Source organism: Vibrio sp. ECSMB14106 (genome assembly GCF_000972265.1).
Classification (GTDB): domain Bacteria; phylum Pseudomonadota; class Gammaproteobacteria; order Enterobacterales; family Vibrionaceae; genus Vibrio; species Vibrio kanaloae.
The window spans coordinates 62,172-83,405 of record NZ_LAUM01000028.1; the positions used below are offsets into that span (position 1 = coordinate 62,172).

General features: G+C 44.3%; 21 protein-coding genes and 1 riboswitch. Of the genes, 7 read left to right on the plus strand and 14 right to left on the minus strand.

Annotated elements, in window-relative coordinates; genetic code table 11:
- The first annotated feature begins 58 nt into the window (after positions 1-58).
- Positions 59-1,876 (plus strand): choice-of-anchor I family protein, encoded by a 1,818-nt coding sequence (locus tag WR49_RS17065; RefSeq protein WP_046224808.1) that lies wholly within the window; start codon positions 59-61, stop codon positions 1,874-1,876.
- Between the two features lie 106 nt (positions 1,877-1,982).
- On the opposite strand, the gene WR49_RS17070 is transcribed toward WR49_RS17065, so the two are convergent.
- Positions 1,983-2,702, minus strand: a complete 720-nt coding sequence (locus WR49_RS17070; protein WP_017083148.1) for an SDR family oxidoreductase — start codon at positions 2,700-2,702, stop codon at positions 1,983-1,985.
- A gap of 210 nt (positions 2,703-2,912) precedes the next feature.
- Here WR49_RS17070 and WR49_RS17075 point away from each other — a divergent pair, with 210 nt between their 5' ends.
- Both WR49_RS17075 and WR49_RS17080 read left to right on the plus strand, forming a co-directional pair.
- Entirely contained in the window at positions 2,913-3,818 is a 906-nt protein-coding gene (locus tag WR49_RS17075; protein WP_046224809.1) for a LysR family transcriptional regulator, read from the plus strand.
- A gap of 150 nt (positions 3,819-3,968) precedes the next feature.
- A complete protein-coding gene (locus WR49_RS17080; protein ID WP_046224825.1) occupies positions 3,969-4,622 on the plus strand; it encodes a cupin domain-containing protein in 654 nt (217 codons plus the stop codon).
- 55 nt (positions 4,623-4,677) lie between these two features.
- Here WR49_RS17080 and WR49_RS17085 read toward each other — a convergent pair whose 3' ends face one another.
- The 3 genes from WR49_RS17085 to WR49_RS17095 form a co-directional block, all read right to left on the minus strand.
- A complete protein-coding gene (locus WR49_RS17085) occupies positions 4,678-5,673 on the minus strand; it encodes an AraC family transcriptional regulator (RefSeq protein WP_046224810.1) in 996 nt (331 codons plus the stop codon).
- Positions 5,674-5,850: 177 nt separating this feature from the next.
- A complete protein-coding gene (locus WR49_RS17090; protein ID WP_046224811.1) occupies positions 5,851-6,633 on the minus strand; it encodes an SDR family NAD(P)-dependent oxidoreductase in 783 nt (260 codons plus the stop codon).
- A gap of 218 nt (positions 6,634-6,851) precedes the next feature.
- The gene (locus tag WR49_RS17095; protein WP_046224812.1) at positions 6,852-7,490 is read right to left on the minus strand and encodes an NAD(P)-dependent oxidoreductase; all 639 of its coding nucleotides are present in this window, start codon (positions 7,488-7,490) and stop codon (positions 6,852-6,854) included.
- A 154-nt stretch (positions 7,491-7,644) separates the two neighbouring features.
- Between WR49_RS17095 and WR49_RS17100 the strand changes: the two genes are divergently transcribed.
- Complete coding sequence (locus WR49_RS17100; protein WP_046224813.1) at positions 7,645-8,541, plus strand: LysR family transcriptional regulator; 897 nt, start codon at positions 7,645-7,647, stop codon at positions 8,539-8,541.
- A gap of 131 nt (positions 8,542-8,672) precedes the next feature.
- Here WR49_RS17100 and WR49_RS17105 read toward each other — a convergent pair whose 3' ends face one another.
- From WR49_RS17105 to ribB, 6 genes are all read right to left on the minus strand, one after another.
- Complete coding sequence (locus WR49_RS17105; RefSeq protein WP_046224814.1) at positions 8,673-9,521, minus strand: hypothetical protein; 849 nt, start codon at positions 9,519-9,521, stop codon at positions 8,673-8,675.
- Positions 9,522-9,907: 386 nt separating this feature from the next.
- Entirely contained in the window at positions 9,908-11,368 is a 1,461-nt protein-coding gene (locus tag WR49_RS17110) for an ABC transporter ATP-binding protein (RefSeq protein WP_046224815.1), read from the minus strand.
- Positions 11,365-12,243, minus strand: coding sequence for an ABC transporter permease (locus tag WR49_RS17115; RefSeq protein ID WP_046224816.1), 879 nt, complete (start codon positions 12,241-12,243; stop codon positions 11,365-11,367). Before WR49_RS17115 ends, WR49_RS17110 begins: the two co-directional genes overlap by 4 nt.
- Positions 12,240-13,253 (minus strand): ABC transporter permease, encoded by a 1,014-nt coding sequence (locus tag WR49_RS17120; protein ID WP_046224817.1) that lies wholly within the window; start codon positions 13,251-13,253, stop codon positions 12,240-12,242. The genes WR49_RS17115 and WR49_RS17120 overlap by 4 nt, the downstream gene beginning before the upstream one ends.
- A complete protein-coding gene (locus tag WR49_RS17125) occupies positions 13,246-14,781 on the minus strand; it encodes an ABC transporter substrate-binding protein (protein ID WP_046224818.1) in 1,536 nt (511 codons plus the stop codon). The genes WR49_RS17120 and WR49_RS17125 overlap by 8 nt, the downstream gene beginning before the upstream one ends.
- Before the next feature lie 326 nt (positions 14,782-15,107).
- Positions 15,108-15,764, minus strand: coding sequence for a 3,4-dihydroxy-2-butanone-4-phosphate synthase (gene ribB, locus WR49_RS17130; RefSeq protein WP_046224819.1), 657 nt, complete (start codon positions 15,762-15,764; stop codon positions 15,108-15,110).
- Positions 15,765-15,977: 213 nt separating this feature from the next.
- Positions 15,978-16,128, minus strand: a riboswitch (FMN riboswitch).
- Between the two features lie 291 nt (positions 16,129-16,419).
- Here ribB and WR49_RS17135 point away from each other — a divergent pair.
- Entirely contained in the window at positions 16,420-17,163 is a 744-nt protein-coding gene (locus tag WR49_RS17135; RefSeq protein ID WP_046224820.1) for a phosphatase PAP2 family protein, read from the plus strand.
- A gap of 91 nt (positions 17,164-17,254) precedes the next feature.
- On the opposite strand, the gene WR49_RS17140 is transcribed toward WR49_RS17135, so the two are convergent.
- Both WR49_RS17140 and WR49_RS17145 read right to left on the minus strand, forming a co-directional pair.
- Complete coding sequence (locus WR49_RS17140; RefSeq protein WP_046224821.1) at positions 17,255-17,617, minus strand: MmcQ/YjbR family DNA-binding protein; 363 nt, start codon at positions 17,615-17,617, stop codon at positions 17,255-17,257.
- An 83-nt stretch (positions 17,618-17,700) separates the two neighbouring features.
- Complete coding sequence (locus tag WR49_RS17145) at positions 17,701-18,426, minus strand: sulfite exporter TauE/SafE family protein (protein ID WP_017054824.1); 726 nt, start codon at positions 18,424-18,426, stop codon at positions 17,701-17,703.
- Positions 18,427-18,803: 377 nt separating this feature from the next.
- Here WR49_RS17145 and WR49_RS17150 point away from each other — a divergent pair, with 377 nt between their 5' ends.
- Positions 18,804-19,418, plus strand: a complete 615-nt coding sequence (locus tag WR49_RS17150) for a YitT family protein (protein WP_017054823.1) — start codon at positions 18,804-18,806, stop codon at positions 19,416-19,418.
- A 93-nt stretch (positions 19,419-19,511) separates the two neighbouring features.
- Here the strand turns inward: WR49_RS17150 and trmY are convergent, their stop codons facing one another.
- The gene (gene trmY / locus WR49_RS17155; RefSeq protein WP_046224822.1) at positions 19,512-20,111 is read right to left on the minus strand and encodes a tRNA (pseudouridine(54)-N(1))-methyltransferase TrmY; all 600 of its coding nucleotides are present in this window, start codon (positions 20,109-20,111) and stop codon (positions 19,512-19,514) included.
- A gap of 256 nt (positions 20,112-20,367) precedes the next feature.
- Between trmY and WR49_RS17160 the strand changes: the two genes are divergently transcribed.
- Complete coding sequence (locus tag WR49_RS17160) at positions 20,368-20,892, plus strand: DUF3087 family protein (RefSeq protein ID WP_017054821.1); 525 nt, start codon at positions 20,368-20,370, stop codon at positions 20,890-20,892.
- A gap of 134 nt (positions 20,893-21,026) precedes the next feature.
- On the opposite strand, the gene WR49_RS21665 is transcribed toward WR49_RS17160, so the two are convergent.
- A partial coding sequence (locus WR49_RS21665) for a hypothetical protein (protein ID WP_082082794.1) occupies positions 21,027-21,234 on the minus strand: 208 nt, incomplete at its 5' end.

Genomic DNA, 21,234 nt, shown 5'->3' on the forward strand with positions numbered 1-21,234 from the left:
GGGAAAGATAAGTGTCATAACAGCCCTCTATGATCGCGATTCAAATTATGGAGGATATATGAATCGTAAATTTAATAAGCTGACACTATTATTACCTATCGCGGTAAGTTCTGCTCTAGTTGGGTGTTCTCAATCAACTTCAACATCACCAACGACTGCTACGCCATCTCAAACGTCACTTGATGCTTTTAGCTTTCAGTGCCAATCCATCGAGCAGCCAAGTGCTTCCAATGCTGAGGTAACCGGAATCAGCCTAGTTGGCCGTTCAATTGCCGACGCCCCGTTTGATACTTCTGCAGCCGAAATCGTCAGCTACGATTCATGTACCGACAAGCTTTATGTTGTGAATGCTCAAGCGCAGAAAGTCGATGTGTTGTCGATGAACTCAGCTAACGAACCAACATCTAAGGGCTCTATTGATCTTCAATCAGCGGCTGCAGCTTCTGGTATTGATATTGGTGCAGCGAACAGTGTGTCTACTCATCAAGGATTAGTTGCTGTCGCGATTGAAAATGCCGACAAGCAACAGAACGGCATCATTGCACTTTATCGTTCAGACACGTTAGAGCTGATCACTACTTATACGGCTGGCGCATTACCGGACATGGTGAGCTTCTCGAAAGATGGTCGCTATATTGCCTCTGCAAATGAAGGTGAGCCGAATGCGGATTACAGCATTGACCCTGAAGGTTCAGTGACACTGGTGGATTTAACTTATGGTCCTCTGCAAGCAAGAGTCACGCAGATCGATTTTAAGGTATTCAATCAAGGTCAGCCTCGCCATGCAGAGCTGACCGACAAGGTTCGAATCTCTGCGCCGAATGCAACCGTTGCTCAAGATCTAGAACCGGAATACCTAACGTTTGCTGATAACGGAAAACTCTACGTAGCGCTTCAAGAGAACAACGCTTTGGCTACCATTGATGTGGCGAGTGCACAAGTGGATGCGATTCTTGAACTAGGCGGTAAGCCTTGGGATCGCGCTAAGCTAGATGCGTCAAATAAAGAGAAAAACATCGGTAATCTACAAAGCTACGCAATGTTAGAAGGTCTCTACATGCCAGACAGCATCACTAGCTACAGTGTTGATGGCAACACCTATATCGTGACTGCAAACGAAGGCGACGGTCGTGAATATGGCATCAAGACCACGCAAAAAATGTGTGATGAGAAAGGTTTTGAGTGGGACGGTGACGATTATCAAGACACCGAAAACTACACCACAGAAAAAGACTTTTGTATCGCGTATGTCGATGAAGTACGCGGCAAGAAGTTAGACGTTGACGCTAACCATCCATTAGCTGGCGCATTGAAAGACAACAAGCAACTTGCACGTCTTAAAGTGATTAAGCCACAAGGGACACTCGCTGCTGACCAAAAGGTTCAAGCATTCGGTAGCCGCTCGTTCTCTATCTGGGATGAGTCAGGCGAGTTAGTGTTTGATAGCGGTGATGATTTTGCTCGAATCGTACTTGAGCAAGATCCTGCAAACTTCAACAGCACCAATGATAACAACCAAAGCGGTGACGATCGTAGTGATGATAAAGGAGCGGAACCTGAAGCCGTCGAAGTGGCAGAGATCAACGGCAAGCACTATGCCTTTATTGGACTTGAGCGCCAAGGTGGCATCATGGTTTACGATGTAACGCAGCCTAAGAGCGCAAGTTTCATCAGCTACTTGAACAACCGCGACTTTACTCAGCCAGCGTGCACCAAGGTTGATGAAGACGGTGATTGCGACAACGATACTTACAACTCGAAAGCGGGTGACTTAGGTCCAGAATCAATTCAGTATTTCACACGTTCTGGTAACCACTTTATTGCGGTTGGCAACGAAGTGAGCGGCAGCACATCAGTTTACCGCGTTGAGTTCTAACCTCGCTTATTGCTAGTAATTAAATTGAAGCAAAACAAAAGCGCCACTACTGGGTAAGTAGTGGCGCTTTTTAGTTCATCGCTTGTTTAGTAGCGATAGCAAAGGCCTATGGCTGCTGCTTAGTTGGTGCTAGAGCAATCTCACGGATACATACGTTCTGTGGTTGTTGGTAAGCGAATGATACAGCGCGAGCGATATCGTCAGCTGCCAATACGCCGCCCATGTCTTCTTTCCAAGAATCGTAACCGTCTTTGATCTCTTGAGATGTTGTGTGAGACAGAAGCTCAGTTTCTACAGCACCCGGTGCGATAGTGGTAACACGAACGTTTGAAGCCGCCACTTCTTCACGAACGTTTTCAGAAATCGCGTGAACAGCGAATTTAGTACCACAGTAAGCTGCGTGGCTTGGGAATGTTTTCTTACCCGCGATAGAGCTGATGTTGATGATAGTACCTGTGTTGCGCTCCATCATCGGAGCAAGTACAGATTGCATGCCGTTTAGAAGACCAATCACGTTCACATCGAACATTGTCTTCCACTCTTGAGCGTCTTGAGTATCGATTTGGCCAAGAAGCATTGCGCCAGCGTTGTTGATAAGCGCATCTACAGGACCAAACTTCTCTTCACCTTGTGCGATTGCTGCATCAAAAGAAGATTTGTCTGTTACGTCTACTTTCACAGATAGAGAGTTTGGTAGGTTCAGCGCTTCAAGGCGGTCAATACGACGAGCTAAAAGTAGCAGAGGGTGGCCTTCATCGCTTAGACGACGAGCGATTGCTTCACCAATACCAGAGCTTGCACCTGTAATTACGATTAGTTTTTTCATTTTATTTCCTCTGTACTTTTATTGCGTCGGTTGGCTACGACGTATTGTTTAAGTGCCTTCGAATCAAGTGCTTGTTGCCTTGCTTCGTTGCGATGGAGGTATATTAAGGAAAATAGCATTGTTGATATATAGCGCTTTACTTGAAACACTGTTGCTGTGGTGCAACAATAAAAGCGTCTATCTCATAACTTCATTAGTAAGCTGGCGACTATGCTCAATCAAATTAATCTGTCTGATATTCGCTCCTTCGTGCTGATCGCTCGTTTAGGTAATTTCACCAAAGCGGCGGAGGAGTTAGATGTGTCTCGTTCCCACGTATCACGCCAAGTGAGTAGTCTAGAAAAGCAGATGGGAGTGACCCTGTTTATCCGCACCACTCGAACTTTAAGGCTGACGCACGCAGGGCAAGATCTATACGCGAGATGTGAACAAGCCTTAGATAATATAGACCAAGCTCTGATTGCTGCGGTGGACGATGTCGAAGAGGTGCGCGGCGATATAAAAGTAAACTGTGTCGGCGGTTATTTGGGTGAGGTGATCATTGCGGATCTAGTGAATGAGTTTATGCAGCTCTACCCAGACATCAGCATCAGTCTTGATTTCAGTAGTAACCGAGTCGACTTGATTGAAGACGCGTTCGATATCGCTTTTCGCATGGGAAGCTTAGAAGATGCAGGGTTTATCGCAAGAAAGCTTCTGGACATTGAGATGGGAACACTCGCGAGCCCTGAGTATTTCGCTCGTAAAGGAAAGCCAAGTCATCCTAAAGATCTGATCCACCATGACTGCTTAACGGGATCGGTGCGTAAGTGGAGTTTTCAAGCACTGGACGACACTAAGAAAACGGTCGATGTGCATGTGACGGGCAGACTGCAATGTAAGAATGGCCGAGTGTTGGTGCAGGGCGCCAAGTCGGGCAACGGGATTATTCGTGTTCCAACCATCTATTGCTTACAAGAACTCAATGACGGGCAATTGGAGCAGGTCTTTGATGAGTGGGTCGTGCCCAAAGTAGACTTTTCAGCGATCTACCATCGAGACCGCTATCAACCGAGCCGAATCCGAACCTTCATTGATTTTGTAAAAGGCCGTTTTGAGCAAATGCCAGTCAGCTGAGACTCGCTTGCAAAAAATCGCGGTCGCTTGGTGAGCATTTTTGGCATTGAATGACATGAGTAAGTATTTACTTACTCTGCTGCTTCTATCATTTTTAACTTAGAATAAAGATCAAACCCAATAACACCAGACAAGAGTAAGGCCGCTATGATGTTGAATATGGATTTTGCAAAGAGATTGGTGATTGATACCGCATTACTGGATTGGATTGCAAGCCCTGCTAAAGGGGTTTGGCGTAAGCCGTTAGAAAGAGAAGAGAAAGAGTCGGGCCACACGACCAGCGTGGTGAAGTACGATTCTGAATCTTCGTTTTCTGAGCACCCACACCCGCAAGGCGAAGAGATCTTCGTATTAGAGGGTGTGTTCTCAGATGAAACGGGTGATTTCCCTGCCGGTACTTATATCCGTAATCCGCCGAGCAGCGCGCATTCTCCATCAAGCAAAAATGGCTGCACGATCTTGGTTAAACTCAACCAATTTGATGCGAGAGACTTAACTCAAGTTCGCATCAATACTCTAGATGCAGAGTGGCTTCCGGGGATTGGTGGTTTACAAGTGATGCCACTGCATGAGTTCGAACACGAGCATGTCGCATTAGTGAAGTGGCCGGTTGGCGAACGTTTTCAGCCACATCGTCACTTTGGTGGTGAAGAGATCTTCGTTTTGTCTGGCACCTTTAAAGATGAACACGGTGAGTACCCGAAACACACCTGGATGCGTAGCCCTCACATGAGCGAGCATTTTCCTTATGTGGAAGAAGAGACCGTCATCCTAGTGAAAACAGGGCACTTGCCGATCGATTAACTGTATTTTTAGCTGCACAACTGTGGCCATTTGGACTGAATCACAGAGAGAAAAATCAGTGAACTTGTTCTCTGTAGATGCCCGGAGGTACGCCTTTCCAATTGCTATACGCACGAATAAACGAGTTCGCTTCTTTGTACCCTAGCAAGAAGGATATCTCTCCCAGTGACAGTGTCGACTTTTCCAAATAATGATCGGCTAATTCACCTCTTACTTCTTGCAGTAGGTTTTGAAAGCTCTCTGCTTCATTGGTGAGTTTGCGTTGCAGGGTGCGCTTACTCATTGCAAGCTTACTCGCGATACCTTCAATCGAACTCTCACCACTCGGTAATGACTCTAACAGAGTGGCTTTCACTCGCTCAGACGTCGATGCTTCTGAATCCAAATCAACCAGTTTTTTGTTGAGCGACTCTTCGAAGAATGCCCACATAGAGACATTCTCGGTCAAGAAGGGCAAAGCGGCGTCTTTAGCACTGAAGGTGATTTTTATCTGTTCGCTGTGCGTAAGGTCGCAACCAAAATACGATTTATAATCTTCTAGGTTGCTAGGCAACAGTGGTAACTCGATAGCTATTGGCTTGATGTTTTCTCTGGTCGCCAAGCGTGCTAATTGGGTAAAGAATACTAACTCAGACACGCTAAGGTATTTTGGGATTTCCGCGTCGTAGCCGTAGCAACTGATGGTAATGCTGGTCTGTTTTGAATTGATCTGGACATCAGACATCATCGGGCCAATCAGAGGTTTGTATTGGCTAAGGCGTTGCAGGGCCGTATTCAAATCTGGGCTACAAATGCTAGCAAAGATCGGAGGATCAAACGCCTCTACCGTCATGTACTTAGCCAGTAGTAACGGTGCTTCTTTTTCACCAGATGAGGCTTCAATACCATCCCAGAGTCGGTAATATTCATTTGGATTTAAGGTGAAATTCTGACGATTGAAAAGGTCTATCGGCAATTTTGCGTGCTTGAGCACCGAGAGCGGATCAATGCCCATATCACAAAGTAACAGCTTCCAACTCGGGGAGTAGGTGAATTTCTTCGCTCGTTTCATAATTACCCTTTAATACCTGTTTAGCTTTTAAGCTCTTGTAAATCGATCAAACCCTTCGAAACCGACCAGCTCTTTGAAACCGACTAAGCGCTTTTTAAAACGAATAAGTTCTCTTAAACCGAATAAGCATACATCGCTCAACCGAGATCGAAGTACGTTTGTCGTTGCGTGATTGATTTATTGTTTTTCCATTGCTTGACGAGACATTTTTAGCACCATTTTTCTTGGTAGCAGTGGGATAAGCCATTCAAGCATGAACTTTAGACCTTTCTCATTAAACGCCACTAACTCGCCTTTTTCCATCGATTGATAACCAATTTGAGCAACCGACTCTGGTGATTTTGCATTTTTCCAAGCATCGACATCTTTAAGATCTCCGGCTTCTACAAACCCTGTTTTTACGGGACCTGGGCATAGCGCTGTCACCGTAACGTTGCTCTCTTCGAGTTCCTGAGCGATCGCTTGAGAGAAGGACGTCACGAACGACTTAGTTGCGTAATACACCGCTTGCAGTGGACCGGGCAGTAAAGAAGCGGTCGATGACATGTTCATTACTTTACCGTGGTTACGCGCAACCATGCCTTGCAGGTATAAGTGAGTCAGTGATACCAGAGCATTGATGTTTACTTGAATCATCGACAAGTCAGCTTCTAGCGCTCGCTCATGAAACAGACCATGACCACCAAAGCCTGCGTTGTTGATCAGGGTACTTATCTCAAGCCCATGACTTTCTGTGTAATCGAAGATTCGTTGCGGGCTCTGAGGATCACTGAGATCTTCTGAAATCACATGGACTGAGACTTTATATTGGCTTTCAATCTCAGCTTTTAGCGCTTCCAGTTTTGGCAGCGTGCGGGCAACAAGGACAAGGTCACCCCCTTTCTTTGCATGAATTTTTGCAAGTTCAAGGCCGATACCACCTGATGCACCAGTGATTAACGCAATGTTTGAAGTGTTCATAGGGATTCCTCGTTATTTTCATTATTGTTGCTGACGAGGTAAATTGTGGGGTATCCCATCGCGCCATGCACTCGCGCATAACGACATGCTGCTATCAAAAGGTGCCAATTTAATATTGGCGCTTCGAAGGAAGCGAAAAAGCCGCTTAACCAGTTGGGCTAAGCGGTCATAAGAGCAGGGTTTAAAGCTATAAAGCTAAAGCAATGGCAGCATCAAGACTAGTACGCGACACCAATGCGTTGGCGTGGGAACTTGCCAGCTTCGAGTTCATCAATCATCGCGATTGCATAGTCGATGACTGAAATTTTGCTGTTGCCATCTTCGTCGGTGAGCAGTTGGTCGCCACCAGTACGGTAGGCCGACAGTTTCTCGCCCGGGAAGATTTCTGCTGCTGGGCTAATGAACGTCCAGTTAACCTCGCTGTTAGACTGTTTGAACACTTCAAGCGCTTCACCTTGTGCTAGCGCTTCGTTCTTATGCTCTGCTGGAAAGTCCGGAACGGTAACTAACGGTACGTTTGGCGCTACTTCTAATGAACCCGCACCACCAACCCAAAGTAGACGTTCGATACCAATGCTTGGCAGTGTATCAAGCAGCTTAGTTGCTGTGCTTTTTACGATGTCGTGATTGCCTAGAGCACGTCCGCCAATCGAAGCAATAACCGCATCAACGCCTGAGAAAGCAGTCGTTAGACTGGCTGCTTGATCTTGTAAATCAAATGAACGAACTTCAACATCGCTGATTTCTACACGGCTTGCATCTCTTACAACAGCTACAATCTCGTGTCCGCGAGCTTGAGCTTCTTGAGCGATGTGACTACCAATCCAACCTGATGCGCCTAATACTGCAATTTTCATAATGTATCTCCAATTATCTTATTTATTGAGTCTGTTTCTCTACAGCCATTGCAGTCTAATAGTTCACTAATCTGCGATAAATATCGTAAAATGATGTAGATTGTATCTATGTAGTTATCTAATAGACTTGGTTCAATGGACAAGGGAAAGTGTGATGGATAGATTGACGGCGATGCGTAGCTTTGTTGAAGTCGCAAATTGTGCCAGCTTCACCCGAGCGGCTGAGCATTTGGATATGAGTCGGTTGCAGGTTTCACGTCATGTTCAAGAAATAGAAGGGTGGTTGAAGCAGAGGCTATTACATAGGACGACTCGAAAGGTGAGCTTGACGACGGCAGGAGAAATCGCCTTACAGCGCTGTGAGAAAATCCTCTATGAAACCGCTGAGCTAGAAGTTACTTCACTCAATCAAACCGATGACCTTTCAGGAACCATTCGAATTGCTGCACCCATTGGTTTAACTCAATACATGCTGCTGGATGTGGTCGAACAGTTCACTGAGCGCCACCCTAATATCACGGTCGAGCTGTTTGCTTCTGACCGTTTTGCTCAGCTGGTGGATGACAGAATCGATATTGCGCTGCGTTATACCGATCAACCTGACGATAGCTTGATTGCTCGTAAGCTAATGGAAATTGATTCGGTGGTGTGTGCATCGCAAGCTTATTTAGATAAACATGGTCAACCTAAAACAGTCGAAGAGCTTCGACAGCACAATTGTTTTCGCCATTTGAGTGTCTCTAATTGGGATTTCGTGAAGGATAATCAGCATTATTCTGTTGAGGTGTCTGGCACTATCAAAGCTAATGATGTTGGGGTATTAACCCGCGCCGCGCAACATGGAAAAGGGGTTGTTCGATTGCCCTGTGATTTAGCCAATCCACTGATTGCGGATGGCAAATTGAAACGAATTTTGGATGATTTTATTTCACCGAGTAGTGTGCTTTGGGCGGTGTATTTGTCTCGTAGTTATCAGCTGCCGGTTGTGCGTCAGTTCATAGATTTTGCTGCGGAGGTTTGGTCTAGCGATATCAAGTCTGGGGATGTTTGAAACTTCATAGGCAATGATACATAGCAATAGAATTTTTCAAACTCATAAATACAAAAATCCGATATCAATGGTGATATCGGATTCGAACTCAATAATTCAGAGTTCCAGCACGCTCTCCTCTCACGAAGTCTTTACATGTAATGATGTACGGATAATCGGGTATTTATCACCTTTTCGTTGATGTCTGGTAAAGGCTGATACAAGCTTCTCGTAATGTCGGATAATACTTGGTCGTAGACTTGCGACACGACGCTAGAGATATCACTGGTTAATTCGTACATGCTATCTGCCGGTTGGGTCGCTTCGCTGCTCGATGCGATCTCTGTAAGTGCATGCATCGCTCGTGTGCAAACCGGTGAACCGCTGCTGATAGGGCAAATCATTGATAATTGGTTGAGTTTACGGTGTGTCTGAGAAGCATAGAATTTGAATCTCAAATACTCATCAGGCTTTTCCATATCAGGTATGCACATTCGTAACTTGGTCAAGATCTCCATGCAATCTAAGATCTGTTGCCAATTCATGTGGTACTCACGGCTCATGTCTTCTCGTTCAGACTGAATCAACCAAATGATCATCACCTCATCCATTAAGAACATGCTGTGGCGAATCGTTTTGCCATGAATTGATTGGTTACGCACCAAGCTGCGGTTTTGCCAGTCACTGTGCATGGCGATGAGCTTGAGGTGATAGATGCGATACATAGGGCGGCTATCAAACGACACATGGGACTGAAGCAGCTCAGATACTTCAAGTATGTTGTCGTAAATCTCGTTCACTTTGCGAATCGAGTCGCTAGACAATTTATAAGCTAGAGCATAGTGCGTTGCCGCGCGATGTTTGCGTGATAACAACAATAACTCTCTAAGCAGAACTAAGGTTTCAAACCTGTGTGATAGCGCTGTTTGTCTCTTCCTTGAGAAATAAAACAGGGCTGCAAGTACTAATAGGGATAAACCCACTGAAATAACTACAAACATATTCAACTCCTAATATTTGTATACCTACTTAGTGGTAGTGCAGACACCGTGCCAAAATAAATAAGTGTTATATTTCATTGAGTTATGTTTTTTATCTAATTATGGATGATCAATCATGGTGCATGACTTCACCATTCGAGTGAGTGCGATAGAAGAGGTTAAAGGTTTTTACAGTTTCTAGACTTTGCTATGGCTGAAGCACAAATAGCTATAATCTGGCTAACCTCTTGTACAAGGTTAGTCAGATTGGGTTACACAGAGATGTACATTCAGTGAGTAGATAGTGAAGGTATGACTAAAGATTTACGGCGAATGTACCACTGAGAAGGCAGATAACCGCGAAGCTCGTTTAGGTCTATAGCCCAATAAGTCGATCGATCCAGAAATCAATAGCGCGATAAGTCGATCACTTTATTGCATAGCTTACTCAGAGCCAGTTGATCATGGCTGATCAAAATTAGGCCGCAATTAGCTTCTTTCGATACTTCAACAATTAACCTTAGCGTTTGTGCCGCAGTGATGGGGTCTAATCGTGATGAGGGTTCATCTGCAATTAACAGTTTTGGGCTCATCAGTAGCGCTCGTAAAATTGCGAACCTCTGTAATTCTCCTCCGGATACTTGGCTTGATGGACGTTCAAGCAAAGCAGAGTTAAGGCTCAATCTATCTAGTAGTGCGGGTATCTTGGACCGGTTTAGCTTGTGAAGCGCACATAAGTCATTAAGTAACGTTTTTAGTGTTGTGTGAGGAGAATGCGCACTGGGTGGATCTTGGTAAAGCTTAAGGCGTTGTCCTTTTTCGATTTTTTGAAGCCAGTCGATATTGCCGGAAAAGTCGCGATGCAACCCTAGTAAAGTATCGGCGAGAGAAGACTTTCCGCATCCGCTGTCACCATAAACTCCCAGTATTTCACCTTGTGATAATGAGAACGTGAGATCTGAAAAGAGTGTTCTTTGATCGCGGTAAATAGCTAAACCTTCAACTTCAAGCAATGGCTTCTGCCCGCTTTGTATGCCAACCTCTGAGGAAGTAGCGTGACTATTTGATTCATTTGAAGGTTGCGAGGAAGTTGGCTGTTCAAGAGACCAATACTCAGGTTGCGCTTGGATTAGCGCTTTTGTGTAGGCCGCTTGTGGCTGATCTAAAATGGCTTTAGCGTCTCCCCTTTCAACAATTTCGCCTTCTTTCATGACAATGATGTCACCACCTAGCATTTTAGCCAGCTTAATGTCGTGAGTGATGGTGAGCAGGCCACCGGGTTTGCCATTTTCAAGTTGTTGGCAGTGAGAAAGGAGAAGTTGCCCAACGTGATCACGTCGGCTTTCGTCTAAGCCTTTTGTGGGTTCATCGGCAATTAACAGTTTGCCTCCAGCTTGAGTCGCACATAAGTACGCAGCACGTTGCGCCATTCCACCCGAGAGTTCAAATGGGTGTTTATCTCCATCTTTGCCCAGATCCATTTGTTGAAGTGCATTATGGGTGAGTGTGTCGCTCTGGGAACGATCTTCGTTTAAAACCAGCTTATGAACTTCGCTTATCTGCGATCCTATAGTACGAAGCGGATTGAGTGCTAACCAAGGTTCTTGAGGTAATAATGCGATTTCTTTTCCCCAAAACCGTTCTCGGTTTAAAGGGTTAAGCTCATCAAACAAAGTAATGTCGCCCTCTGGTTTTAAGGCATCAGGCAAGGTGCCGGCGATAGCTGCAGCGATTAGGCTTTTCCCCGCACCTGTTTCGCCCAAAACGGTGAGCGGACGCTGAGGGTATAAGTCTAAGTTTAAGCTCTGGACTAAGATTTGAGTGTCAGTATGAATCGACAGGTTTTCAATTTTTAACATTGCGTTCATGCAGTTACTCCCTTATCCGCTTGTTTGCCTAGTTGGGGTTTTTCTTGTTTAGCTCCCGGTTCATTATGCGCATGGTTTTTTGAGGATTGCGTGTGACGTTTTCCTTGAGCTAATAAATGAAAGCTTAATACCAGAAGAAAAACGGTCAGTACCGGTTGAATCAAAACCCAAGGGGCTTGGTGGTAGTAACGGAATAGTTCAACCATCATTAAGCCGAGCTCAGCTTCTGGCGGCTTGAGCCCAACATGCAGAAAGCCTAAAGACGCGAGTGCCAGTATTGAATTACCCGTACCAAAACAGAACAGGGTGAATAAATCATTTCGGCAATCTGGCCACAAGTGACGCTTGAATATATACCAGTGGTTGAACCCATAAAGTCGAGAGGCTTCTACTGCAGGTGACTGAATGAGTGACAACGTTCGGTTGCGTGACACGCGGAAAAAATCCACCCACAGCATGAGAGATATGGCGATGTAAAGAATGAGGAATGATCCCGGAACCATTGCCGCAAAAAGTAAAACAAGAATTAAGCCGGGCATGGCGAGTATCATGTTCACGTTGAATGAAAAGATTTTATCCCACCATCCTTGTTTCCAACCAGCGATTACTCCCATTGACGTCCCTAACAACGCAGCGGTAGTAATACTGATTAATGCCATGGAAAGTGAGGTGCTGATGGCGTGGCTTAATCTTGCCAAATTACTGCGTCCAAAATGGTCTCTGCCTAAAGGTTCTTCGACAGAAGGCGTTGTGAATGCAAGGTCTAAATTTTGCTTGGCAATATCACCTTGATAGACAGCCCGTTCTAGCATGACTAGGCATAACAAGGCGGCTAAAATAATCAGACCTAACCATTGCGGCTTTGTTAAATTCATACGATCTTAACCTTCTTTTTTTCGGATTCTGCTCGTGGTTTCTTGGGTGCAAATTTTGAAAATAAAGCAGAGGGTTTATTCGCGCGTTGCCTAGGATCTAATTGGTAATTAACAAGATCGACTAAGGTGTTGATGACCACAAATAGAAGCCCCATCAGCAGAGCAGAACCTTGAATCATAGGAATATCTCGACGGAAAATCGCATGCGCTAACGCGTGACCAATACCCGGCCAAGAGAATAATGACTCGATCATAATGATCCCTTCAATTAACCCGGTTGCTTGAACACCAACAAAAGTAATAACAGGTAAAGCGATGTGTTTATGAGCGTGATGCTGAAAAGCTTGCGCCTCACTGAGTCCTTTTAAACGAGCGAATAAAAAGTGCGGTGCTGTGATGGCATCATGAGTGGCGTTTCTTATAAGACGACTAGACATTGCAGCCAGCGATAGTGCCAAGGCGAGGGCGGGCAAAATGATAAACTCGACTCTACCAAAGCCTGCCACAGGAAGCCAATTCAGCTGTAACGAAAATATAATCACCAAGGCCAAACCTATTAGAAATACAGGCTGAGCTCTTAAGATGATGGAACCTAATAGCGAGAAGTTGTCTGCAAAAGAGTCGGTCCGTTTTCCACAATAAATACCGATTGGGATGGCAATGAGAAGAGAAATGACGGTCGCGACTACTGCCAATAAAATGGAGTGCCCGAGCTGGTGGCTGATTTCATCAATGACGGGGGTACCACTAATCAATGATGTTCCTAAATCAAAATGGAGAAGATCCCACAGCCATTCGAGGTATAACTGCAAGCCAGAGCGATTAAGCCCAAGCTCTTGGTAAACCGCTTGTGCCGCATCTGCATCCACATAATCGTACCCGTAACGACCCGCTGCAATTCTAAAAGCAAAGTCGCCGGGTAACAAGCGCATTAAAATGAAAGTGAGTGTTCCGATACTCCAAGCCACAAAGCCGGCTTGGAGTACTCTTCGGATTAAGATATTAATCATTAATCGTCATCTCTGAGATGCGATAGTTGATTTCAAATGGGTCAAATGAGAAGTGGTTAACACGTTCATTAACTGCGACTAATTGAGTGTAGAAAGTCACAGGAATCAGCGGCATTTCTTCCGCTAATATGGATGAAGCCTCTTGAGTCATTAGATTATATTGTTCTTGGTTTGGTCCAACCGATAGACGTTGAAGTAAGCTGCTGAACTCATCAGAAGACCAGTTCATTGGTCCCCAGTCACTGCCTTTATGGCTAGCAAAGTCGCGCATTAGTAAGGCTAGGGGATCCGCCGTAGTGCCAAAATTACGCGCCACGAGCGCCATTTCTAATGTGCCGTCTTTGTGCTTTGATGGAATTGCACTTGAGTTATCGATAGAAATATTCACTTGAATACCGACTTCTTTAAGCTGAGCTTGAATCGCAGTAGCTACGATAGGCAGCTCTGGTCTATCTGAGTAGGTAGTTAAAGTAATATCGAATGTTTTGCCTTCTCGCGAAAGGAGACCTTCCTCATTTTCCTGCCAACCTTGCCCTGAGAGTAATGTTTTCGCTTGGTCGATATTGCGCTGAGTTTGCTCAAGGTTATTGATGTGCCATGCGCCAAGAGAAGGGGCAAAAAGTTGATAGGCTTCAGAGCCTGGAACGCGGACGATTTGTTTTGAAATACCCGTTCGGTCTAACGCAAGACTTATTGCTTGACGTATATCTGAATGATTCAAAAGTGGGTGTTCGTTATTTAGCTTAATAAGGATCGTTCTTGGGATGGACTCCATCACCAATTCAACATTCTTTGCTGACTCAAGCAGGTCGATACTGGCTGGGTCGAGTGTGTAAACCAGATCGGCTTGACCGGTTTGTGCTAATAAAGCACGGCTTTCAGAGCGATGACCTGCAAGGTAGTGAACATGTTCAATCGAGGCTTTTGTGCCCCAGTAGTCAGTATTTTTGACAACATGCGCTTTATGAGGAGCTTGTAACTCTTGGATTTTATAAGGACCTGTACCACTCAGCTGTGCCACATTTCCTTGTTGATCAAACGAACTTGGTGCTGCAATCGCTGCTGTGTAATGCGCTAACACGGCCAGCAATGGTCGATAAGGTTGAGATAGTTCTATCACTAGAAGGTTGTCTGAAGCTGATATCTCTTTGATAGGTACACGCTTTAATACGCCAGGTTTTTTTAAAGCGCGAGAAAGAGAAGTTTGAACAGCTTGCGCGGTAAGCGGTGAACCATCGTGGAAAACAACGTCTGGGCGCAATGTGAATTCCCAACGTAGATTGTTTGCGCTAGTTGTCCATTCTTTCGCTAATAAAGGTGTGATGTTACCTGACTTATCGATAGCAGTAAGCGCTTCAACGACTTGTAACCGTGTAAATAAATAGCCGTTTTTAGATAAATCTTGGTCGGTAAATTCAAAGGGGCCAGAAATGTTTAGCGTTGTTGGTTGTGTTTCTTTCGATGGTAAAAATATCCATATGAGTAGTGCAATGATGGAAAGTAGCGCCAGTGCGGCAAGCTTTTTCATGCTTTTGTCCTAGTTATGAGTAATGATTAGAGATGTTATAACATAACAAGTGTGTATTGTTAATGATAATAGTTGCTAATTAGCTCGGTTTTTTATCGGACGTGAGTATGAAAAAAGCCCCACTGAAATCAGTGAGGCTCTAATTTTTGTATGCGGTTCTGATTCTAACAGGGTTTATTGGACGGTATCAGTCAGCTGTAAAAGCTGTTTGAGTGACAGTCACTATGCCCTGTTTAAAATAAGCTTGGCTCAATTGGTGAGCCCAAATCTGTTTAGGTCAATGCGCTTGAGTTAATATCGGGATACTAAGCACTAAGCATTAAACATTAAGCCAGTTTTAGGTCGAACTCAGTGCGGTACATCACCATATCTTCAATGGTCAGTACAGGCATGTTGTGCAGTTTACCGAAAGCAACGATCTCTGGCGTTTTTGCCATCGTGCCGTCTGGGTTGGTTACTTCACACAGTACACCTGCTGATTGAAGACCAGCCATTTGCATTAGATCCACAGTACCTTCTGTGTGACCGCGGCGAGCCAGTACGCCACCTTTGCGTGCGCGCAGTGGGAATACGTGACCAGGGCGAGCTAGGTCTGAAGGCTTAGCTGTTGGGTTAGCAGCTGTCTTGATCGTCGTTACACGGTCAGCGGCAGAAACACCTGTCGTTACGCCCACTTTTGCTTCGATAGTCACCGTAAACGCAGTTTGGTTTGCGCTGTTGTTATCTACAACCATAGGTGGAAGTTCAAGTTGGTTTGCTTGCTCGTCAGTTAGACACAGGCACACGATGCCGCTGCATTCACGGATCATAAGTGCCATTTGAGCATTGGTTAGGTGTTCTACTGAGTAGATGATGTCGCCTTCGTTCTCGCGATCTTCATCGTCAAGTAACAGTACGCCACGACCTTCGCGTAGAGCTTGCAGTGCGTTTTCAACGCGAGTGATTGGTTCGCCAAATTCGGCAAGTAGTGAAGACTGATTCATGGTTAAACTCCTAAAATATCACCAGAATCAGGGCTGTATGAGGGATCTCAACCGACGAGCATAACAAAGCCAACTCATTACAAGTAGACTTATACCAATCCAAATACGATTGGCATTAGCTCATTATGGTTTATCCAAAACGAAATGCACTCGTCTGAGTTGGAGGCATCAACTCAACAAATAGATGCGCCTTTCCAACTTAAACGAGTGTGTTTTCATTCTCTCTCATCCGGACTATAACCGTCGGCTCTGGCATCTCACCAGATCTGCTGACCTCGACGAATCGAGCGCTCGCGGGCTTATCTTTAGATTTTGCTAAAAACATACCGCCGGTGGGGAATTTCGCCCCGCCCTGAGAATAAAAATTAATAATCTGTTTTGCTTTGAAAGCAGACCAGATGGTAATCCTTTCAATAGTGGATTTAAAGGACTGACAGCAAAGTTTTTCAGATTCAGCCCTATGAACTTGATAAGTGCTTACTTAGTCGACGGAATATGCCATAACTCAGTTTAACGTAGCGTTGTGATGTTTCTAATTAATCTAATCCAACTGTGAATATGAATGGCTGTCTGGCGATTATCATTGACATAAAATTGATGTTGGCGATGCTAAGTTGCGATAGCATCCGACCACTTTATCCAAAAGATCTTATCTATGACTTCTCTGTTCTCTAACAAGTCTAAAGGCTTATTACTGCTCGTTCTAAGTTTGTATTCCCTAGTACTCTTTTTGATCTTTGGATCTGATTTCGACCTTGAAAGTACGATTTCTCCTTTCTATGGTGCCTTCATGACGTTCGTGACGTATTCAGCAGGTAATCAAGGATTCTTGATAACGCTGGCTGTTTTGTCTTTAGTTTTGCTTACGATGAAATTTTCCAAAGCTAAGCTAGTCAGCCTTTATCTGCAGTTGGGCATTTTATTGGTGCTTAGCTTTGCAGCGAAGACTTTCTTAAAGCATTCAACAGAGAGCCCGCGTCCTTATTCTGAGTATTTGGTTACACAGGAAGTGGTTGAAATGCCGGAGCTGTTTTATGAGTTACCATCGGCAGAAAAAAACGCGGCAATAGAATCTGTGCAAGATAGGGTTAGCGAGTGGCGAACACGTCATTGGCTTGGCGAAACGGACTATTCTTTCCCGTCGGGACACATGATTTTCGTCGGTGTGTGTTTAGCGTTCTTTGGTGGTCTTCTCTTAGAGGCGAAACGCTTTTATCTAGCCGGCGGTTTACTGGTTTGGGCTGGTGGCGTTGCTTATAGTCGTGTTTGGCTTGGTATGCATCGTCCTGAAGACTTGATTGCATCTATCGCTTTTGCGGGTTTAATCTACCTATTGGTGCCACTGGTACCAACGCAAAAAATAGAACCTTTACTGCCTAAGTTTTTAAGAGCGACTTAAGCTTTTAAGATCCAATCAAATTTCTAGGATCTTCCTGAATTTTAAAGCGTTAACATAGTATTGAATAACCGATTACAAGCGGACAGTCTCGTTATTGATTGAGACCGAGTTCTGCTTGTTTCTTTTTGGTTAGCCCTAAAGAGACAATTCGGTGTGACTCAGTGAGGTAGTATCTCAATTCCTCATCCTTTTCTGGCGTGCCCTCAAACAGCTGAATCCATTTCATACCACGCGAAGCAAAGTAGGGCGCAGGTTTATAACCGGGCTCTTCTTTCAGAAAGTCGAAGTTCTGGTCGGACGCTTTGAAGATAAATGCAGGCTCGTCGTTCGGCCCCCAACCACCAATCGCAAACACCTTTCCACCCACTTTCCAAACGTGAGAGTTATTCCACTGCATCACATATCGGGTTGCAGGCAGTGACTCGCAGAATGCATTGAATTCGTCGTAAGTCATAGAGCGTCCTTTTATCTATTGGGTGTTTGATCTGTGTTGGTTTTCTAAGATGTATTTCTTCTTCTCGTCTTTATCGCCAATAACTAGCCAGCTAAGCCCTGCCAGATTGCCGTAAAGCCACTGATAGAACATAGCAGCAAAGAGCCAATGCGTATCTTCTCTTTAGGAATGCTTTGCGTCGTCAATAACGCCACTTTGTAACCCAACCAAGCGGCTGGAAGTAGCGGGATTGTGATGATCAAATGGTGCATCGTAAAGAAGCCTATTGGGATCTGTACCAGTAATGAAATGATAGAACTAAACACGAAAAACGCGGAAAGATTACCACGAAGTTGATTGGCATCTTGGTGTTGAAGTAGCAACGCCATTGGTGGACCTCCTATACCTGAACTTGTACCAAAGAACCCTGAGAAGAATCCCGCGATGCCCATCTTGGCAGGGGTCGGCTCTAATCTAAACGGCAGCAAGCTGACAATCACCGCAAATACTACCAATAAGCCTAACCACAGAGACAGAACGCTCGTTGAAACCATCACCAACAAAGCCCCGCCAGCTATCGAGCCCGGAATACGGCCAAGCAGTGCGATTTTTAATCCGCCAATAGAAATGTTTGCTCGGTGTTTAAACGCATTGAATATAGAAATAAACAGGCCAACGAGACATATAGGCGCGGGTACATAGTCAGGCGAGACCAAAAACAACAGTGGGGCAGCAACAATAGCCAAACCAAAGCCGATTGCGGTTTGTACAAACGAGCCGACAAAAATGAGTGCCATCGCAATAAGGGCGGTCTGATCTAGGTATTCCATAAGCCTGCGGATTAGTTTTAAAGGAGTAAGCGGATACTATAAAGTAAAATGGCAGGAATAGTCTTATTATTCAGTGAAGTTTATGTGTGAATTTATGCTTTGTTAGCGTTGATACAAACATGACAAATAAGTAGAGAAACTTGAAGGTCGTTTGTTAAACGATTGAACCTTGTAACTTAGAATGAATACATAGATTTTTCAATGTAACTTATTGCTTTATTTGAGAGTTTAACAATGATGTAAAAACTAATATACAAAGTAATCATTAAGTAACATCGGTCTTTAACTCGACTTATCTGTTAAATATCGTAAATTTGGACGCAAATCGTTTCAACATGACTGAAACGCGATGTTAAAGATTCAGGGAGAGTCATCATATGGATAAAGATCACAACCTTCGCGAAAACTTACTGGCACTGATCTTAGGTAGTGCACTGGTTTCACTCGGCGTTATATTTTTTAACCAAGTCGGTTTGCTCACTGGAGGCACGGCTGGCCTAGCGATCTTCATTACCAAAGTAACAGACCTAAGTTTTGGCCAAGTGTTCTTCGCGCTTAACTTACCTTTTTATATTTTGTCGGTTGCTCGTATGGGCTGGCGTTTCACCATCAGCACCTTTATTGCCGTTTCGATTGTTTCGTTCGCGGTAGATTACTTGTACCACGTGATTCAGATTGCTGAGATTCATGCATTGTATGCAGCATTATTAGGAGGTGGCTTAATTGGCACCGGCATGTTGGTGATCTTTCGTCATAAGATGAGCTTAGGTGGTTTCAACATTCTGGCGTTGTTCTTACAAGAACGTTTTGGGATTCGTGCGGGCAAAGTTCAGATGGCACTAGATTGCGCGATTGTCGTACTCTCATTGTTTATCGTTGATGTGTCACTGGTACTACTATCTGTATTGGGCGCGATAGTCACTAACTTGATCCTTGCGATGAACCATAAACCAGGGCGCTATCAACCTGTGGTTAAAGCGGAAGCAGCGTAGCTGTTAGCCAAAGCAAAGTGATTTGCAGATTATGAAAACAACAAAGCCAGCATCAATTGCTGGCTTTACTTATTATGGCTGTGTCTCATCGGGTTAGAAACCGCGAATATCCAGCTCATTATTGATCAACACAACACACTGAGAAGCAAACAGCATGTTCGGGCCTAAGCTGATCTTTTCTGTTCCTAAGCGCTTTAAGCTGTTGTAGCTTTTCTTCGGCATAGGGATGTGGTCAGTCAGAAGGAAACATGGGTTTTCTACAATCTCTGCATCACGAATAAAGTCGCCTTTCTTATCCATCATGTACAGCTGGTGGTTTTCAGCCAGTTCTTTAACCAACTTTTCAAAGCTCATAGTGCGAACGACGATCCCAGGTTCAACCTGACGAGTCTGCTCTTTGGTCATACCTTGAGAAGCATCAACCGCTCTTACTACCGCTGATAACAATGCCGATTCATGAAAGCCGCCAATGTTGGTGATTTCATTTGAATCGAAAGTGATCGTACGCGAGAAGTCTTTAGTACTTTCTAATACAAGGTGCACGGTGACATTCTCACGATGAGATTGAGCAACGAAGATCGTGTTCATCAGAGTATGAGCCAGAATCTCAGTATGAGCGTCTTGCCCAACACCTTCTAAGATAAGTTTGCTCTCTGTAGGGGCTGCGCGAGCGCGTAATACAAATGAACGCATGGAATGTACCTTGTCAGTATGTGATAAAGCGAAACGGACATTATCAACATGAATTGATGAATAACCAAAATTGTGGCGGTATGTAACTCTTTTCTATTAATGAAGTCAAATGGAGTTATGTATAGTACTTATCGGAATAACTCTGCTTATTAAATAGAGAGTGACCACATTACAAGATGGTAAGGGTTGAAGCGAAGCAAGGTTTACATAGATAGTATGCGCAAATTATTAGGTGACTTACATAAGGAAGTAGTTGATGAAGTTACAGAAGATTAATAAAGAAGAATATAGAAAAAAGATGAACCTACTGTTGGTTTCACTGGTTGGGTCACTCGCCTTGTTTGCCATCGTATTCGGTAGCATTCTGATTGAACTTTTTGGTTCAGTTGGATCTGTTACTGGGGAAGCAACAGGTAATTTTCATTTGAATGTACTTGGTGTGATTTTATCAGTCGCACTGAATGCCTTTATCGCGAGCCGTGTGAAAGGGCATGATTACTTTAAGGAAGCCCTTTATGTGTGGAATCTCAAACAAATCCATAATCAAATCTATCGTAAGCTCAAGCGTATTCAACCCAAAGCTGAGCAAGGCGACCGAGATGCGCTGACTATCCTGTACTTCTATTACACCACGCAAAAACAGGTATACGACCTAGACAACAACACATTGACGATAAAAACAGTTCAGCAATCGCTAGATAACATCCTAGAGCTGGGTGATAAATGGAGCATTGAACTAGATATAGAGGATTTTTCGAAAGATCTAATCGCAAAGTTTTAAGTAATATGCCCATTATTGTATGAGCTTTAACCTGTGAAAGAGGATTTTGACGTAAAAGTAGTCGCTTAATCAATTTTTTTGAATTTTTATCAAAAAAGGGTTGCCATGTTTTCGATGATCTCTATAATGCCGCCTCACTGACACGGCAGACGCCACAAGGCTTCAGCAGTAACCAGTAAGACGGAAAGTTCGAAAGAAATTAATTTTAAAAAGTGTTTGACACTCAAGATTAAATCGCTAGAATTCACGTCCGCTTTCAAGAGTTCCTTTGTAAAAAGGAAGTTTCGATAAGCAAAGCTCTTTAACAATTTAAACCTATCAATCTGTGTGGGCACTCGTTGA

What these genes read in the sequence shown, in the direction of transcription:
- WR49_RS17065 (WP_046224808.1), top strand. Translation starts at nt 59, where the DNA reads ATGAATCGTAAATTTAATAAGCTGACACTATTATTACCTATCGCGGTA.
- WR49_RS17070 (WP_017083148.1), bottom strand. Translation starts at nt 2,702, where the DNA reads ATGAAAAAACTAATCGTAATTACAGGTGCAAGCTCTGGTATTGGTGAA.
- WR49_RS17075 (WP_046224809.1), top strand. Translation starts at nt 2,913, where the DNA reads ATGCTCAATCAAATTAATCTGTCTGATATTCGCTCCTTCGTGCTGATC.
- WR49_RS17080 (WP_046224825.1), top strand. Translation starts at nt 3,969, where the DNA reads ATGTTGAATATGGATTTTGCAAAGAGATTGGTGATTGATACCGCATTA.
- WR49_RS17085 (WP_046224810.1), bottom strand. Translation starts at nt 5,673, where the DNA reads ATGAAACGAGCGAAGAAATTCACCTACTCCCCGAGTTGGAAGCTGTTA.
- WR49_RS17090 (WP_046224811.1), bottom strand. Translation starts at nt 6,633, where the DNA reads ATGAACACTTCAAACATTGCGTTAATCACTGGTGCATCAGGTGGTATC.
- WR49_RS17095 (WP_046224812.1), bottom strand. Translation starts at nt 7,490, where the DNA reads ATGAAAATTGCAGTATTAGGCGCATCAGGTTGGATTGGTAGTCACATC.
- WR49_RS17100 (WP_046224813.1), top strand. Translation starts at nt 7,645, where the DNA reads ATGGATAGATTGACGGCGATGCGTAGCTTTGTTGAAGTCGCAAATTGT.
- WR49_RS17105 (WP_046224814.1), bottom strand. Translation starts at nt 9,521, where the DNA reads ATGTTTGTAGTTATTTCAGTGGGTTTATCCCTATTAGTACTTGCAGCC.
- WR49_RS17110 (WP_046224815.1), bottom strand. Translation starts at nt 11,368, where the DNA reads ATGAACGCAATGTTAAAAATTGAAAACCTGTCGATTCATACTGACACT.
- WR49_RS17115 (WP_046224816.1), bottom strand. Translation starts at nt 12,243, where the DNA reads ATGAATTTAACAAAGCCGCAATGGTTAGGTCTGATTATTTTAGCCGCC.
- WR49_RS17120 (WP_046224817.1), bottom strand. Translation starts at nt 13,253, where the DNA reads ATGATTAATATCTTAATCCGAAGAGTACTCCAAGCCGGCTTTGTGGCT.
- WR49_RS17125 (WP_046224818.1), bottom strand. Translation starts at nt 14,781, where the DNA reads ATGAAAAAGCTTGCCGCACTGGCGCTACTTTCCATCATTGCACTACTC.
- ribB (WP_046224819.1), bottom strand. Translation starts at nt 15,764, where the DNA reads ATGAATCAGTCTTCACTACTTGCCGAATTTGGCGAACCAATCACTCGC.
- WR49_RS17135 (WP_046224820.1), top strand. Translation starts at nt 16,420, where the DNA reads ATGACTTCTCTGTTCTCTAACAAGTCTAAAGGCTTATTACTGCTCGTT.
- WR49_RS17140 (WP_046224821.1), bottom strand. Translation starts at nt 17,617, where the DNA reads ATGACTTACGACGAATTCAATGCATTCTGCGAGTCACTGCCTGCAACC.
- WR49_RS17145 (WP_017054824.1), bottom strand. Translation starts at nt 18,426, where the DNA reads ATGGAATACCTAGATCAGACCGCCCTTATTGCGATGGCACTCATTTTT.
- WR49_RS17150 (WP_017054823.1), top strand. Translation starts at nt 18,804, where the DNA reads ATGGATAAAGATCACAACCTTCGCGAAAACTTACTGGCACTGATCTTA.
- trmY (WP_046224822.1), bottom strand. Translation starts at nt 20,111, where the DNA reads ATGCGTTCATTTGTATTACGCGCTCGCGCAGCCCCTACAGAGAGCAAA.
- WR49_RS17160 (WP_017054821.1), top strand. Translation starts at nt 20,368, where the DNA reads ATGAAGTTACAGAAGATTAATAAAGAAGAATATAGAAAAAAGATGAAC.